At 71.8% G+C, this 14,996-nt stretch carries 13 protein-coding genes; 8 read left to right on the top strand and 5 right to left on the bottom strand.

Translation table 11 applies throughout. From position 1 onward, the window contains the following. Window positions 1–5 precede the first annotated feature (5 nt). The 6 genes from RH864_RS02855 to RH864_RS02825 all read left to right on the top strand — a co-directional run bounded on the left by RH864_RS02855 (window position 6) and on the right by RH864_RS02825 (window position 6,756). Window positions 6–920, top strand: a complete 915-nt coding sequence (locus tag RH864_RS02855) for an ABC transporter permease (RefSeq protein ID WP_310515984.1) — start codon at window positions 6–8, stop codon at window positions 918–920. Beyond that, on the top strand, window positions 917–2,731 hold the full coding sequence (locus RH864_RS02850; protein WP_310515983.1) for an ABC transporter ATP-binding protein: 1,815 nt from the start codon (window positions 917–919) through the stop codon (window positions 2,729–2,731). The genes RH864_RS02855 and RH864_RS02850 overlap by 4 nt, the downstream gene beginning before the upstream one ends. A 32-nt stretch (window positions 2,732–2,763) precedes the next feature. Continuing rightward, window positions 2,764–4,365: a gamma-glutamyltransferase gene (locus RH864_RS02845; RefSeq protein WP_310515982.1), complete on the top strand. Its 1,602-nt coding sequence runs from the start codon at window positions 2,764–2,766 to the stop codon at window positions 4,363–4,365. A 46-nt stretch (window positions 4,366–4,411) separates the two neighbouring features. Continuing rightward, window positions 4,412–4,834, top strand: coding sequence for a pilus assembly protein CpaE (locus RH864_RS02840; protein WP_310515981.1), 423 nt, complete (start codon window positions 4,412–4,414; stop codon window positions 4,832–4,834). Further along, the gene (locus tag RH864_RS02835; RefSeq protein WP_310515980.1) at window positions 4,831–5,502 is read left to right on the top strand and encodes a hypothetical protein; all 672 of its coding nucleotides are present in this window, start codon (window positions 4,831–4,833) and stop codon (window positions 5,500–5,502) included. The genes RH864_RS02840 and RH864_RS02835 overlap by 4 nt, the downstream gene beginning before the upstream one ends. Window positions 5,503–5,835: 333 nt before the next feature. Continuing rightward, window positions 5,836–6,756 (top strand): ribosomal RNA small subunit methyltransferase A, encoded by a 921-nt coding sequence (locus tag RH864_RS02825; protein ID WP_396129936.1) that lies wholly within the window; start codon window positions 5,836–5,838, stop codon window positions 6,754–6,756. Between the two features lie 95 nt (window positions 6,757–6,851). Here RH864_RS02825 and RH864_RS02820 read toward each other — a convergent pair whose 3' ends face one another. The 3 genes from RH864_RS02820 to purL all read right to left on the bottom strand — a co-directional run bounded on the left by RH864_RS02820 (window position 6,852) and on the right by purL (window position 12,105). Next, a complete protein-coding gene (locus tag RH864_RS02820) occupies window positions 6,852–7,364 on the bottom strand; it encodes an NUDIX domain-containing protein (RefSeq protein ID WP_310515979.1) in 513 nt (170 codons plus the stop codon). A 107-nt stretch (window positions 7,365–7,471) separates the two neighbouring features. Next, the gene (locus tag RH864_RS02815) at window positions 7,472–9,601 is read right to left on the bottom strand and encodes a putative Ig domain-containing protein (RefSeq protein WP_310515978.1); all 2,130 of its coding nucleotides are present in this window, start codon (window positions 9,599–9,601) and stop codon (window positions 7,472–7,474) included. Between the two features lie 173 nt (window positions 9,602–9,774). Then, window positions 9,775–12,105 (bottom strand): phosphoribosylformylglycinamidine synthase subunit PurL, encoded by a 2,331-nt coding sequence (gene purL / locus RH864_RS02810; protein ID WP_310515977.1) that lies wholly within the window; start codon window positions 12,103–12,105, stop codon window positions 9,775–9,777. A gap of 224 nt (window positions 12,106–12,329) precedes the next feature. Here purL and RH864_RS02805 point away from each other — a divergent pair, with 224 nt between their 5' ends. After that, a complete protein-coding gene (locus tag RH864_RS02805; protein WP_310515976.1) occupies window positions 12,330–12,743 on the top strand; it encodes a DUF7144 family membrane protein in 414 nt (137 codons plus the stop codon). 116 nt (window positions 12,744–12,859) lie between these two features. On the opposite strand, the gene RH864_RS02800 is transcribed toward RH864_RS02805, so the two are convergent. Together RH864_RS02800 and RH864_RS02795 are read right to left on the bottom strand one after the other, a co-directional pair. Beyond that, complete coding sequence (locus tag RH864_RS02800) at window positions 12,860–13,675, bottom strand: shikimate 5-dehydrogenase (RefSeq protein WP_310515975.1); 816 nt, start codon at window positions 13,673–13,675, stop codon at window positions 12,860–12,862. A 33-nt stretch (window positions 13,676–13,708) separates the two neighbouring features. After that, window positions 13,709–14,170: a DUF3817 domain-containing protein gene (locus RH864_RS02795; RefSeq protein WP_310515974.1), complete on the bottom strand. Its 462-nt coding sequence runs from the start codon at window positions 14,168–14,170 to the stop codon at window positions 13,709–13,711. Window positions 14,171–14,368: 198 nt separating this feature from the next. Here RH864_RS02795 and RH864_RS02790 point away from each other — a divergent pair, with 198 nt between their 5' ends. Then, entirely contained in the window at window positions 14,369–14,902 is a 534-nt protein-coding gene (locus tag RH864_RS02790) for an adenine phosphoribosyltransferase (RefSeq protein WP_310515973.1), read from the top strand. Window positions 14,903–14,996: the final 94 nt, after the last annotated feature.

Here is a 14,996-nt window from a genome sequence, read left to right as displayed (position 1 = left end):
CCGCGATGCGAAACGCGTTCCGAACGATCTGGAACCGGTCCAGCCCCGGGCTGTTCATCACGACGTGCGTGATGGCCCTCGTGGTGCTGTTCATCTTCATCTACCCCATCTTCAGCACGGTCGATCCGCTCGCCCAGGACGTCTCGAACGCCTTCGCGCCGGTCGGCACCCCGGGGCATCCGCTCGGCACCGACAATCTCGGCCGTGACACGTTCGCGCGGCTCGTGGTCGGGCTGCGCACCGAGATCATCGTGTGCGCCTCGGGCACGCTGCTGGCGGCCGTCATCGGCACCCTGATCGGCATCCTCGCCGCCTACTTCCGCGGCCTCGCCGACCTGCTGCTGATGCGCGTCGTCGACGTCGTGCTCGCGTTCCCGAACCTGGTCTTCGCGATGCTCATCGTCTCGCTCTACGGGGCGAGCGACCTGACGGTCGTTGCCGTGGTCGCGATCGCGTTCTTCCCGACCTTCGCGCGCCTCACCTACGGCGAGGTGCTCTCGCTCCGGCAGGCCCTGCACGTGGAGTCGGCCGAGCTCTTCGGCGGCACGCGCTGGCAGATCATCCGCGGGCCGCTGCTGCGCGGCGTGGGCCCGCTGGTGCTCGCGCAGGGATTCCTCACGCTCGCGTTCGCGGTCGGCCTCGAGTCCGGGCTCAGCTTCCTCGGGCTCGGCATCACGCCGCCGCGTCCCTCGCTCGGTCTGATGATCGCGACCGGGCAGCAGTACTTCATGCAGAGCCCGTGGCAGCTGCTCATCCCGAGCATCGTCCTGGTCGCGCTGCTGGTCGCGCTCGGCTACGTGGCCGACTGGGTGCGCGACCTGCTCGACCCTCGCGGCGTCACCCGGCGCCGCCGCCCCGCGCGGACGGCCGCCGCGCAGCGCCCTGACGGCATGTCGGTCGGAACGGGGGTCAACGCATGAACGCACGCGACGAGGTTTTGCTGACCGTCTCGGACCTGAGGATCGAGATCTCGGGCAAGCCCATCGTGCACGGCACGTCGTTCACGGTCGCGCCCGGCGAGGTCGTCGCGCTCGTCGGCGAGTCGGGTGCGGGCAAGTCGATGACGGCGATGGCCGTGCCGAACCTGCTGCCGCCCGGCACCGAGCGTCACGGTTCGATCCGCTTCCGGGGCGCCGAGCTGATCGGCGCGTCCGAGTCCGACATGCGGCGGTACCGCGGCGCTGAGATCGCGTGCGTCTACCAGGAGCCGATGACGGCCCTGAACCCGCTGCACACGGTCGGTGACTTCCTCGCCGAGGCCATCGGCGCGCACGAGTCCGCGACCTCGCGTCGGCGGCGCGAGCCGCAGGAGCTGCTCGAGCTGGTCGGGCTCGGCGGCTACGACGACCTGCTGCAGCGCTACCCGCACCAGCTGTCGGGCGGGCAGCGTCAGCGCATCATGGCCGCGGGTGCCGTCGCGTGGGAGCCCGCGCTCCTGATCGCGGACGAGCCGACCACGGCGCTCGACGTGACGACGCAGCGCAACCTGCTCGCGATGTTCCGCGAGCTCGTCCAGCGCGAGAACATGGGCATGGTCTTCGTGACGCACGACATGGGCGTGGTCGCCGACATCGCCGACTCCGTCGTCGTCATGCGCAATGGGCGGGTCGTGGAGTCGGGCGACGTGTTCTCGATCTTCGAAAACCCGCAGCACGAGTACACGCGGTCGCTGCTTGCCGCGGCACGCGCGCTGCACGGCGAGGACGGGCCCGAGGCGGCCCCGGCGGGTTCGGGCGTCGCGTCCGAGCCGGCCGCGGGCGCGGCATCCGGTCAGGTGACCGAGGGCGCGACGATCGCGACCGAGCCGGGCGCGGAGGTCGCCACCGAGCCGGGCGCGCAGGTCGCGACCGCGCAGGTTCCGGATGCCTCGGCGCCGAGCCGTGCCGATCGCGCCGCCGAACCGGCGCTCGAGGTCCGCGACCTGGTGGTCGAGTACCGCCGGTCGGGCCTGCGGCGCCCGCGCACCGAGGAGAACCGGCGTGCCGCCGTGCGCGGCGCGCAGCTCACGGTCGCGCGCGGCGAGACGCTCGGGATCGTGGGCGAGTCCGGATCCGGGAAGTCGACCATCGCGCGCGCCATCCTCGGCCTGGCCCCGGTGACCGAGGGGTCGGTCTCGCTCGGTGGCACCGAGCTGGTCGGGCTCCGCGGGCGCAACCGCCGGCGGGCGCTCTCGCGCCTCGGCGTCGTGTTCCAGGACCCGACGTCCTCGCTCGACCCGAGCCTGCCGCTCTGGCGTGTGGTGACCGAGCCGCTCTGGCGGAGCGGCACGGTGCGCGACACGCGCGAGCTGCGGCGACGCGCGGGCGAGCTGCTCGCGGCCGTCGATCTCGACCCGACGTGGATCGAGCGGCGGCGCCACGAGCTCTCGGGCGGGCAGCGCCAGCGGGTGGCCATCGCGCGCGCGATCTCGCACCGGCCCGACGTGCTCATCGCCGACGAGCCGACCTCCGCGCTCGACGTGACCGTCCAGGTGACGGTGCTCGAGCTGCTCGCCAGGCTCCAGCGCGAGCACGACTTCGCCTGCATCTTCATCAGCCACGACCTCTACGTGGTGTCGACCATCTCGGACCGGGTGCTCGTGATGAAGGACGGGCAGGTCGTCGAGAACGGCCCGACCGACGCGGTCATCAACGACCCCGAGAACGCGTACACGCGCACGCTGCTGGGCGCCATCCCGGTGCCGGACCCGGTGGCGCAGCGCGCGCGTCGCGAAGCCGTCGAGGTGGGATAGGCCGCGGTCGACGCGGCGACGAGGAGGATCTGGTGAAGCCTGAGTACGCGACCCCCGGCCGGTTCGGCGCGAAGTCCGTCGTCACCGGCACCCGGGGCATGGTGGTCAGCTCGGAGCCGATCGCTGTCGAGGCGGGCGCCGCGGTGCTCCGCGAGGGCGGCAACGCGCTCGACGCCGCGCTGGCCGTCGCGGCGACGCAGCTCGTGACCGAGCCGCACATGACCTCGATCACGGGCGGGATCTCGCTCGTCTACCGCGAGGCCGCGACCGGCACGGCGTCGTACCTGTCGGGCAACATCAATGCGCCGCTCGCCGAGCTGCCCGACTTCGGGGGCGCCGACCTGACGCGCGCCCGCGGGGTGCCCGTGCCCGGGTGGTGGCCGGCCTTCGCGGCCGCCCACGAACGATTCGGCACGATGCCGGTCGGGCGGCTGCTCGCGCCCGCCATCGACGCGGCCCGCGAGGGGTTCGCGGTGTCGCCGTACCTGTTCGGCGAGATGTACCACGCGCGCCAGAACCTCGGCCGGAACCCGCAGTCGCGCGAGATGTTCTTCCGTGACGGCTCGCTCATCGGCCCCGGCGAGGCGCTCGTGCAGGAGCGTACGGCGCGCACGCTCAAGCGGTTGCGCGACGAGGGCATGGACTACTACCTGGGCGACTTCGCGCGCGCGTTCTGCGCGGCGAGCGACTCCGACGGCGGCGTCATCACGATCGCCGACTTCGAGGCCTACGAGCCCGAGTGGGCCGACCCGGTCCGCGGGACCTACCGGGGCTTCGAGCTCATCGGGTCGGCGCCGCCGGACGACGGCGGCCTGCAGCTGGTCGAGGCGTTCAACATGCTCGAACAGCTCGACCTCGCGGCCCTGGGACCGGCCAGCGCCTCACCCGAGACGCTCTCGGCGCTCATCGCCGTGCACAACGCCGTCTACTACGCCGCGCCGCGCGAGCGCCGCTTCCGCGAGGACGCACGCGTGATGGACGTGCTGCTCTCGAAGGAGTACGCGCGGCAGCGCTTCGCGCTGCTCGACACGCTCGCCGCGCCGGCCGGCGCCACGCCGCCCTCACCCGGGACGATCCACCTCTCGGTGATCGACGCCGACCACAACGTCGCAACGCTCACGCATTCGCACATGGCGTCGCCGTGGGTGAACGGCCTCTACGCCGAGGGGTTCCAGCTGGCCGGCGGCGGCTCGTTCTTCCAGCGCGTGATGCCGCAGCCGGGGGAGCGGGCGACCATCTACCTCGCGCCGAGCCTCGTGCTGCGCGACGGCGCGCCCGTGATCGTCTCGGGCTCACCGTCGGTCTCGCTCGTCGCGTGCGTGCTGCAGAACCTCGTCAACCTCATGGACTTCGGCATGCCGATCGAGCAGAGCGTCGCGGAGCCGCGCTTCGGCGCACGCCCGCACGACCCCGCGCGCGGCTGGGTGCCCGGCACGACGCTCGAGTCCGGGTTCCCCGACGCCGTGCTCGCCGACGTGCAGCGGTGGGCCGGCCGCAACCGGCTGTGGACGCGCGAGATCGGCCCCTGGAACTCGATGACCGGCAACTTCGACGGCATCACCATCGACCAGGCCACGGGCGAGATGCGCTCATGCGGCGACCCGCGCCGGATGGGGATCGCGGTCGCCGCGTAGCGGGGCACGGATCGGTCTGCCGATTCGATGCGCGTACGTTGGAACCATGATCAGCCGGGAACTCGCCGTCGCGTTGAAACGCGCGGGCCTCGAATGGCATCCGACCTCGGGTGATCGCTTCCAGCTCGACCTGCCCGATCAGACCGAGCACGAGTTCGAGTCCCAGGTCTTCACGGTGAGCGAGATGACCATCGAGTCGCACCGCACGCCGTCGGGGGCGACGATCCTCGGGTTCAATGGGACGACCGAGTGGGCGCTCGACTCGCTGAGTCTCGGCGACGCCGTCTGGCTGCCGCGCGAGGACCAGTTGCGGGACCTGCTCCGGAACACGTTCCAGGCGCTGCGGCGCCTCGACGACGCGTTCGAGGTCGAGCTCGAGCTCGCCGGTGAGCGGCGCCGGTTCGAGCATCCCGACCCCGCCGAGGCCTACGGCCTCGGGCTGCTCGACCTCATCGAGCGGTCGCGATGAGCGGGCCGGATGCCTCGGGCGGGCCGGATGGCTCGGGGGGCGCGGAGGCGTCGGGTGGGCCGGATGCCTCGGGTGGCGCGGATGCGTCGGGTGGGCCGGATGCCTCGGGTTGGCCGGATGGCTCGGGTGGCGAGGCCGCGGCGCTCGCGCTCGCCGTCGCACGGCGGGCGGTGACCGACGCGGTCGCGACGCTCGCGGCCGCCGGCGCGCGCACCGAGGTGCTGGCCGACTACGAGCCCGCGCGGAGGGTCCTGGGCTTCCCGCGGCCGGCGCGGCTGCGCCCCGTCGGGCGTGTGTGGCGGCTCGGTGTGCTGGTGCTCGACGACGCCGGGCGCGTGTACGAGGCGGGCCGGGTCGTCCGCGCCGAACGTCCGGCGCGTCGGTCGATCACGGCCAACGCCGTCGCCGAGCATCGCGCCTATCGGGCGGCCGCCGTGAAGGGCGGCATCGCCGAGGGCGAGACCGTGGTGTTCGACGCGCGCCCGGTCGCCCTGGACCCCGCCGCGCTCGCCGATGGCGCGCTCACCGACCCCGACGCCGACGTGCAGCTGCGCGACGGCGTGGTGCAGGTCCGCTGGAGCCCGACTCAGGCGAACGCCCTCGTCCCCCTCGACCGATACCTCGCCGAGCGCGCCGACCTGCTCGCCCACCCGCCGCAGGGTGCCTGACCGAGGCATCCGCTCGAATCCGTCACAATTTGCGGGTGTTGCGCGCTCCGCACCCGCAGATTGTGACGGGTCGGCGTGCCTTGCTAGGCTCTCGAACCGTGTCAGTTGACTTCTCCGCGATGATCATTCGGCCCCGCACCGCCTGAGGCGGAGCGTCCGGCCCTTCTTTCGCGACTCTTCGCCTCGGCCACCTGTCCATGGCCGGTGCGCGTTCGGCGTGCCCGGCTGCAGGTCTTCTCGCCAGCGGAGCAGCAGTTGCACACCCATCGATCCTCAGATCTCTCACGTCACCCATCGAGCCCGCACCGGCCGCGCGGTCCCGTCTCGCCACCCGTGGGCGGCCGGCATGAGCTCGGTCAGAACTTCCTCGTCGACCGCCGCGTCATCGATCGCGTCACCGAGCTCGTCGGCGCTACCGATGGCCCGATCGTCGAGCTCGGCGCGGGCGGCGGTGCGCTGACCCGGCCGCTCGCCCGGTTGGGCCGTCCGCTCACGGCCGTCGAGCTCGATCCCCGACGCGCCGACGCGCTCCGGCGTGAGCTCGGCGGCGGCGGCGGCGCCGACCGCCGCGACGGCGGCTCGCACCGCGCTGGCCCGGCGGGTCACTCGGCCCCGGCGCACGACCCTGGGCGGATGCCTCGGAGCGGCGCCGACCGCCGCTCGACGCAGCGCGAACATGCTCCGCCCGGTTCGCCGAACGCGCCGTCGCCGGTGCGTGTCGTCACCGCGGATGCGCTGTCCTGGCGCTTCCCCGGGACGCCGCACGTGATCGCGAGCAATGTGCCGTTCCACGTCACGACCGCCGTCCTGCGACGCGTCCTCGCCGAACCCGCGTGGACCGACGCGATCCTGCTCACCCAGTGGGAGGTCGCCAGGCGCCGGTGCGGCGTCGGCGGCACGAGTCAGCTCACGGTGCAATGGGCGCCGTGGTTCGAGTTCGCGCTCGACCGGCGTGTACCGGCTCGCGCGTTCCGGCCGGCACCGTCGGTCGACGGCGGACTCTTCACGATCCGCCGCCGCGCCGAGCCACTCGTGCCCGACCGCGACCGTCGGGCCTACCAGGCGTACGTCGCCGCGCTGTTCAGCGGTCGCGGTCGCGGCCTCGCGCAGGTCCTGTCCCGCGCGCCGCATCCGCTGCCGAACGCCAAGACCTGGCTCGCCCGCCGAGGCATCCCGGCCGACGCCCTCCCCGCCCGCCTCACCCCGGCCGACTGGTCCGCCCTCTGGGAAGCCGTCCGCCGCACCCGTCAGTGACCCCAGATCCTTCCGAACGGTCGCGGATGGCGGGTGCTTTCGCCGCGGACCCGCCATCTGCGACTTCTCGATGGAGGATCAGAGGGGAGCGCCGTTCAGAAGCCGAAGGCGGTGACGGGTAGGAGGGTGCCGTCGCGGTGGCCCTCGAGCACGAAGCGTTCGTGGTGCACGATCTCGTCGGGCAGCGCGTCGAGCGCGAACCACTCGAGGGCGTCGGCCTTCCGCTCGCGGAGCGCGGGCTCGCCGGCCCACGAGAGGCACGCGAAGAACACGTCGACGCGCTGTTCGATCGGGCCGCCGCCGACGGTCGTGCGGTGCATGGCGGTCAGCGGCTGCAGCGCCGACTCCGACAGCTCGACGCCGATCTCCTCGGCCGCCTCGCGTGCCGCACACGCGAACACCGACTCACCGGGTTCGACGTGCCCCGCGGCCGACGCCGCCCACCACCCGTCGTAGTACCCGGTGTTGGCGCGACGCTGCAACAGCACGCGCTCGTCACCGTCGCCCGCGGAGCCGTCGAACAGGAACACGTACGCCGCCGGAATGAGCGCGAACCGCCCGTGCGAGGCCGCGTACCCGTCGGAGTACGCCTGCCGCCCATCAGCCATCGACCTGCCTCCATCCGCGAGTGCGTGCTCGAGACGAGTCTGGCACGGTCGGGGCACCCGGAAGCGGGATCGCTCCGAGGAGGATCCCGCTACCGGCCCGGGGTGGGCTACTTGGTGAGTTTCACCGACAGCGCCGCGGCGTTGTTGGTGAGTTTGGGGTCACCGGTGACCAGTGACGCGGTCGCCGCCGCCAGGTGCGCGGTGCCGGAGTTCGCCTTCGGCAGCAGCGTGACCGAGTACTGGCGTTGCTGGTTGGTGGCGAAGCTCGCGGTCGGGAAGATCACGAGCTGACCGACCTTGGTCGCGCCCGACGGGATCGTCTGGATGGTGAAGTCCGACGACACCAGGAGGGTGGAGTGCACGTTCACCGCCTGCTGCGGGCCGGCGTTGCGCACCGTCACCACGTAGGAGACGGGCGTGCCCTTCTTCGCCGTGCTGGGACCCGTGATCGCCACCGAGACATCCGCCTTCGGCTTGGACGCCGCCTGGATCGTGACCGTCGACGTCACCGTCGCGTCCGACCCCACACCGTTCGACGCGCCCACCGTGAAGGTGAACGTCCCGGCCGTGGTCGGCGTCCCCGAGAGCACCCCGGCAGACGAGAGCGTCAGTCCGGGCGGCAGCGTGCCGGAGGCCAACGACACGGTCGGCGTCGGGGTCCCGGTCACGGTGTACGTGAACGAGTACCCGCTGCCGACGATGCCCGCCGGCGGCGTCCCGGAGATCGCCGGACCCTCGTTCACGGTGATGGTCGACCCGAGCAGCGCGGTCGGGTCGACCCCGTTCGAGGCCTCCACGGCGAAGGAGTACGTACCCACCGTGGTCGGCGTGCCCGAGATCACCCCCTCGGGCGAGAGCGACAGTCCCGGTGGGAGCGGCGCGCCCGCCTGCAGCGTCACGGTCGGCGCCGGAACCCCGGTCACGGAGTACGCGAACGAGTACGCGGTCCCGACCGCGCCGTTCGGCGGCGTGCCCGAGATCGTCGGCGCTTGCTGCACGGTGATCGTCGACGCGATGACGGCATCCGGGCTGACCCCGTTCGACGCGGTCACCTCGAACGCGTACTCGCCGGAGGCGGTCGGCGCCCCGGAAAGTACCCCATCGGCGGACAGCGTCACCCCGGGCGGAAGCGATCCGCTCGTCACGGTGGTCGTCGCGGCGGGAACCCCCGTGACGGTGTACGCGAACGAGTACGGCTCGCCGACCGCGCCCGCCGGCGGCGTTCCGGCGATCGTGGGGGCGGCGCCGAGATCCTTCACCGCCAGGGAGGTGTCGGACCCGGCCGCGATCGCGACCACGCCGCTGCCGGCCTCGGGGATCGGCGTCGCCGCGACACTGTTGCCCCAGCCGATGACCGAGCCGTCGGACTTCAGGGCCAGTGAGTGCGACACTCCGGCGGCCACGGCGATGACGCCCGAGCTCGCCGCAGGTGGCGGGGGGACCTGATTCGCGAAGTTGTTGCCCCAGCCGACCACGGATCCGTCGGACTTCAGCGCGAGCGCGTGGTCGAGCCCGGCCGAGATCGCGACCACGCCGGACAGCCCGGGCGGGGGAGTCGGCGAGCCGGGCGAGCCCCAGCTGACGACCGTGCCGTCGGACTTCAGCGCCACGGCCCAGCCGAAGGCCACCTCGACCGCGGTCACTCCCGTCGGGAAGCCACCGCTCGGCGCGGTGACCTGGGTCGAAGCACCCCAGGCCACCACGGTTCCATCCGCCTTCGCGGCGAGTGAGACGAGGGAGCCCGCAGCGATGTCGACCACTCCCGACTGTGCGGCCGGCGGGATCGTCGTCTCGCCTTGCCCGTTCGAGCCCCAGCCGATCACCGATCCGTCGGACTTCAGCGCGAGTGAATGGCTGGAACCTGCCGCGATGGCGATGACGCCGGACTGGGCCGCGGGCGGCGGCGTCGCCTGGCCGCTGCCGTTGTTGCCCCAGCCGATCACCGAGCCGTCGGCGCGCAGGGCCAAGGCATGCGGCGGATTGGACTTGCTGGCCGCCACGGCGGTGACGTTCGATCCCGCCTCGGCGGGAACCGGCAGCGGCCGGTTGGCGGCACCCCACTCGATGACGCCCTGGGTCCCGGGGGCAGCGAACACGGGGGCGGTGCCGGCGCCGACGAGTGCCGCGGCGAGGCCGATGGCGACGGCGGCGCGCCTCCAGCGCGGCCGGCGCGGTGGATCGTCATGCGCCGTCGGTCGCGACGGCGTAACCGGCTGATGGGGTGCGGTCTTCCACATGAGGGGCTCCTTTGCGGCGTCGGTAATTCAGCTAACGCACCCACCCCTGGACCACGGCGTCGATGATGGCTTACACCCCGAAGCCGATACACCGCAATACCTGTAGCGCGCTTCGCGCAGAAAATATCCGGCGTTCTCGAACCCGAGCGCGAAGCGACGCTCGAGAGCCCCGATCAGTACCCGACGACCGGGCCGAACGCGTCCTGCAACGGCGCGCGGTTCACCTTGCGCAGCTCGTCGATCGACACGGTGAACGCATCCTGCACCTCGAGCGCCTGCGACGAGGCATCCGTCACGCCGATGCGGCGCACCGAGTAGCCGCGCCCCTCGCACAGGCCGCGGAAGCGCACGTCGTCTTCGCGCGGCACGGTCACGATGACGCGCCCGGTCGACTCCGAGAACAGCGCCGTCGCCACATCCAGCCCGGCATCCTCGGTCACCTCGCCGAGGAACACGCGCGCACCCACGCCGAAGCGACCGACCGCCTCGGCCAGCGCGACCGCGAGGCCGCCGTCGGAGAGGTCGTGCGCCGAGTCGACGAGACCCTCGATCGCGGCCGCGTTCAGCAGCTCCGCGAGCGCCTTCTCGCGACCCAGGTCGACGGCCGGCGGCCGCCCGCCGAGGTGCCCGTGCACGACGCCGGCCCACGCCGACCCGTCGAGCTCGGCCGCGGTGTCGCCCAGCAGGTAGATGTTGTGCCCGTCGTCCTGCCAGCCGCTCGGGATGCGGCGCGCGACGTCGTCGATCACGCCGAGCACGGCGATCACGGGGGTCGGGTGGATCGGCACGTCGCCGGTCTGGTTGTAGAAGCTCACATTGCCGCCCGTGACGGGAATGCCCAGCTCGAGACATCCGTCGCTCAAGCCCTCGACGGTCTCGCTGAACTGCCACATGACCTCGGGGTTCTCAGGTGAGCCGAAGTTGAGGCAGTCGGAGACGCCCATGGGCACGGCGCCGGTCGCGGCGACGTTGCGGTACGCCTCGGCGAGCGCGAGCTTCGCGCCCTGGCGCGGGTCGAGGTACGAGTAGCGGCCGTTCGCGTCGGTCGCGACCGAGACGCCCAGACCGGATGCCTCGTCGACGCGCACCATGCCCGCATCGTCGGGGTAGCTGAGCGCGGTGTTGCCGAGCACGTACTTGTCGTACTGGTTCGTGATCCACGAGGCATCCGCCTGGTTGGGGGAGCCGATGAGGCGCAGGAACTGGTCGCGCAGCTCGTCGCCGGTCTGCGGGCGCGCGAGGCCCGCGGCTGAGTCGGCCTGCACGGCGTCGATCCAGCTCGGGTAGGCGACGGGGCGCTCGTAGACGGGGCCGTCGACCGCGACCGTGCGCGGGTCGACGTTCACGATCTCCTCGCCGTGCCACATGATGCTGAGCCGGCCCGTGTCGGTGACCTCGCCGAGCACGCTCGTCTCGACGTCCCACTTCTCGACGACCTTCATGAAGCCCTCGAGCTTCGAAGGTTCCACGATGGCCATCATGCGCTCCTGGCTCTCCGACATCAGGATCTCTTCGGGCGTGAGCGTCGGGTCGCGCAGCAGCACGTCGTCGAGCACGATCGCCATGCCGCCGTCGCCGTTGGAGGCGAGCTCGCTCGTCGCGCACGAGATGCCGGCCGCACCCAGGTCTTGGATGCCCTCGACGAGGTCGCCCGCGAACAGCTCGAGGCAGCACTCGATGAGCACCTTCTCGGCGAACGGGTCGCCGACCTGCACCGCCGGACGCTTGGTCGGGCCGCCCTCGGCGAACGTGTCCGACGCGAGGATCGACGCGCCGCCGATGCCGTCGCCGCCCGTGCGCGCGCCGAACAGCACGACCTTGTTGCCCGCGCCCTTCGCGTTCGCGAGGTGCAGATCCTCGTGCCGCAGCACGCCGACCGCGAGCGCGTTCACGAGCGGGTTCGCCTGGTACACCGGGTCGAACCAGGTCTCGCCGCCGATGTTCGGCAGGCCGAGGCAGTTGCCGTAGAAGCTGATGCCGCTCACGACGCCGTGCACGACGCGCGCGGTGTCGGGGTGGTCGATCGCACCGAAGCGCAGTGCGTCCATGACCGCGACCGGGCGGGCGCCCATCGAGATGATGTCGCGCACGATGCCGCCGACGCCGGTCGCGGCGCCCTGGAACGGCTCGATGTAGCTCGGGTGGTTGTGCGACTCGATCTTGAACGTGACGGCCCAGCCCTCGCCGATGTCGAGCACACCCGCGTTCTCGCCCATGCCGACCATGAGGTGCTGCTGCATCTCGGGCGTGACCTTCTTGCCGAACTGGCGCAGGTAGATCTTCGACGACTTGTACGAGCAGTGCTCGCTCCACATCACCGAGTACATGGCGAGCTCGGCGCTCGTGGGGCGTCGGCCGAGGATGTTGCGGATGCGCTCGTACTCGTCGGGCTTCAGCCCGAGCGCCGCGTACGGCTGCTCCTTCTCGGGAGTGGCCGCGGCGACCTCGACGGTGTCGAGCACGGGCTTCGTGGGCGCAGCGGTGGGTGCGGCTTCAGCGGTCACAGGTGGCGAGCTCCAGAGAACGGCGGCGAGCGGATGCCGCGGGGCGGGTGCCTGACCGGCCCAGTCTACCCGCGCGTGGTGGTGGTGTTCGCTGGCCGAGGAGCGCGCGGGGGACGAGCTCGCGTCTCGAGACCCGCGGCGACGGTGCTTGACCCTGGATGTTCGCTGGGTGGATGATGCGGATATCCGCATTCCGTGAGGGATGCTCGAACAAAGGGGTTCAGATGACGACAGCGGACACCGAGAAGACGACGGGCTGGGTCGGATGGGGATGGTTCGCCGCCATCGTCATCATGGTCGCGGGCGTCTTCGACGCGATCTACGGACTGGTCGCGATCCTCATGCCGAACAGCGCCTACTTCGTCACGGCCGAGGGCGGGCTCATCCTGTTCGACACGTCCGGCTGGGGCTGGTGGCACCTGATCCTGGGCGTGCTGCTCATCCTGGTCGGCGCCGCGCTGATCACGGGCGCCACCTGGGCGCGCGTCGTGGCGATCATCCTCGTCGTGCTGAACGCGATCGGCCAGCTCGCCCTGCTCCCCGTGCAGCCGTGGTGGTCGCTCATCGTGCTCACGCTCGACATCCTCGTGATCTACGCGCTCACGGTGCACGGCCGCGAGCTGAAAGCCGCGCGCTGACGTCTTCGCTGGTCGAGTAGCGAGAAGCGTATCGAGGCCCCGTGACCCGATCTCAGGACTGGATCACCGGGTCTCGATACGCGTGCTCGTGCCTCGCTCGCTACTCGACCAGCGACTTACTCGCGTGAGAACGCCGCCGCGCGCCGCACCTGCTCACGGGTGATCGCGACGCCCGTGTAGCGCTCGAACTGCTTCGCGGCCTGCAGGGCGTGCACCTCGGCGCCCGTGATGACGGTCTTGCCCGCGTCGCGCGCAGCGCGGATCAACGGCGTCTCGGCGGGGAACGCCACGACGTCGAACACGGCCTGCGCGGCGTCGACGTGCGCACGTGAGAACGAGAGCGCGTCGGCGTCGGCGCCGGCCATGCCGAGCGGGGTCACGTTCACGATGAGGTCGGCCGTGCCGGGCTCGGGGTCGGTCGCGGTCCACTCGTACCCGTACTGGCCGGCGATCGCCGGGCCGAGCTCGGCGTTGCGGGCGACCACCGTCACCTTGCTGAACCCCGCGCCGCGGAACGCCGCGACCGTCGCTTTCGCCATTCCGCCCGAACCGCGCACGAGCACCCGCTGCGCGGGGTCGAGCCGGTGCTCGTCGATGAGCAGCGCGATCGCCTCGTAGTCGGTGTTCGACGCGGTCAGCACGCCGTCGTCGTTCACGATCGTGTTCACCGACTCGATCGCGCGCGCCGACTCCTCGATCACATCGACGAGCGGGATGACCGCCTCTTTGAACGGCATCGACACGGAGCATCCGCGGATGCCCAACGCCCGCACGCCGCGGATCGCACCCTCGATGTCGTCGGTCGTGAACGCCTTGTAGACGAAGTTCAGGCCGAGCTCGTCGTACAGGAAGTTGTGGAAGCGCGTGCCGAGGTTCGACGGGCGGCCGGCGAGCGAGATGCACACCGACATGTCCTTGTTCAGGATGGGCATGCGTCCCATTCTCGCCGCTCGCGGCAGCGCCGACTACGCCTTGGCGCCGCCGGGCGGGCCGATCACGAGCAGCGCGGTGAACACCGCGGCGACGCCGACGGCCGCGACCACGGTCAGCAGCACCGGGCGGGCGAGGAACCAGCGGAGCATCCGGTTCACGAGATTTCCGTCGGACGCGTGATCGGATGCCTCGTGGCGCCAGCCGCCCTCGAGGCGACCGCGCCGGGCGAGGACGATCTCGAACGGGATGGTGGCGTACGGCACGATCGCGGTCACCACGCCGAGCGCGATGAGGCCCACGCTCCAGCGCTGGTTGACGCCCACGAGCAGCACCGTGAACGCGTAGGCCAGGAAGACGAACCCGTGGATTCCGCCGCCGATCGTCACGGCGATGTCGATGCCGGCACCGTACTTGAGGATCATGCCCGTGATGAGCAGGGTCCAGGTGATCGCCTCGGCGATCGCGAGGGTGCGGAACAGACGCTTCGGTGACACGGATGCTCCAGACGGGGCAGGCGGAAACGGGGGTGATTCCATCATGACGTGCCGACCTGCGGGCGAGCCGAGTGCGCGGCCGACGCCCTGCGACGCGGGGCCTGCGGTCTGGGGCCTGCGGCCTGCGGTGTGGACCCCGTTCGTGGGTTGAGGGGGTATGCGGGTGGGGCGGGAGGGCGGGGGCGTTAGCCTTGGGCGGTGCATGAGTCCGAAGCCCGAGCGATCGTCGAGCCCCGCATCGCGACCATCCCCGACTTCCCCGAGCCGGGCATCGTGTTCCGCGACCTCACGCCGGTGTTCGCCGACGGGCCCGCGTTCCACGCGCTCGCCGAAGCGCTGACCGCGCCGTTCGCGGGCCGGTTCGACGTGCTCGCCGGCGTCGAGGCGCGAGGGTTCCTGCTCGCGGGCGCCGCATCGGCGCTGTGCGGTGCTGGGGTGCTCCCCGTGCGCAAGGCCGGCAAGCTGCCGCGCGCGGTGCTCACCGAGGAGTACGCCCTGGAGTACGGCGCCGCGGCGCTCGAGGTGCACCGCGACGAGCTGCCGCCCGGCACGCGCGTGCTGATCGTGGACGACGTGCTCGCGACCGGCGGCACGGTCGGCGCCGCTGCGCGGCTGGTCACCCGTGCGGGCTGGAAGGTCGCCGGCATCTCCGTCGCGATCGAGCTCGAAGCGCTCGGTGGCCGCGCCGCCCTCGGCGGCGAGCTCGAGACGTACAGCCTCTTCCGCTTCTGACGCGCCACGGGTTGCGCCCGCCCGTTGGTCGAGTAGCGAGCGACGGGCTCGCGCCCACCCGTTGGTCGAGTAGCGAGCGACGGAGGAGCACGCG

The organism is Agromyces aerolatus (genome assembly GCF_031432255.1).
Classification (GTDB): domain Bacteria; phylum Actinomycetota; class Actinomycetes; order Actinomycetales; family Microbacteriaceae; genus Agromyces.
Note: the sequence above shows the minus strand (reverse complement) of the source record. Positions and strands in the feature narration are given on the sequence as shown.

Bases quoted from the DNA above. Each gene is read 5' to 3' on its own strand.
- RH864_RS02850 (WP_310515983.1), top strand. From the start codon at position 917: ATGAACGCACGCGACGAGGTTTTGCTGACCGTCTCGGACCTGAGGATC.
- RH864_RS02855 (WP_310515984.1), top strand. From the start codon at position 6: ATGCGAAACGCGTTCCGAACGATCTGGAACCGGTCCAGCCCCGGGCTG.
- RH864_RS02805 (WP_310515976.1), top strand. From the start codon at position 12,330: ATGACGACAGCGGACACCGAGAAGACGACGGGCTGGGTCGGATGGGGA.
- RH864_RS02800 (WP_310515975.1), bottom strand. From the start codon at position 13,675: ATGCCCATCCTGAACAAGGACATGTCGGTGTGCATCTCGCTCGCCGGC.
- RH864_RS02840 (WP_310515981.1), top strand. From the start codon at position 4,412: ATGATCAGCCGGGAACTCGCCGTCGCGTTGAAACGCGCGGGCCTCGAA.
- RH864_RS02815 (WP_310515978.1), bottom strand. From the start codon at position 9,601: ATGTGGAAGACCGCACCCCATCAGCCGGTTACGCCGTCGCGACCGACG.
- RH864_RS02820 (WP_310515979.1), bottom strand. From the start codon at position 7,364: ATGGCTGATGGGCGGCAGGCGTACTCCGACGGGTACGCGGCCTCGCAC.
- RH864_RS02835 (WP_310515980.1), top strand. From the start codon at position 4,831: ATGAGCGGGCCGGATGCCTCGGGCGGGCCGGATGGCTCGGGGGGCGCG.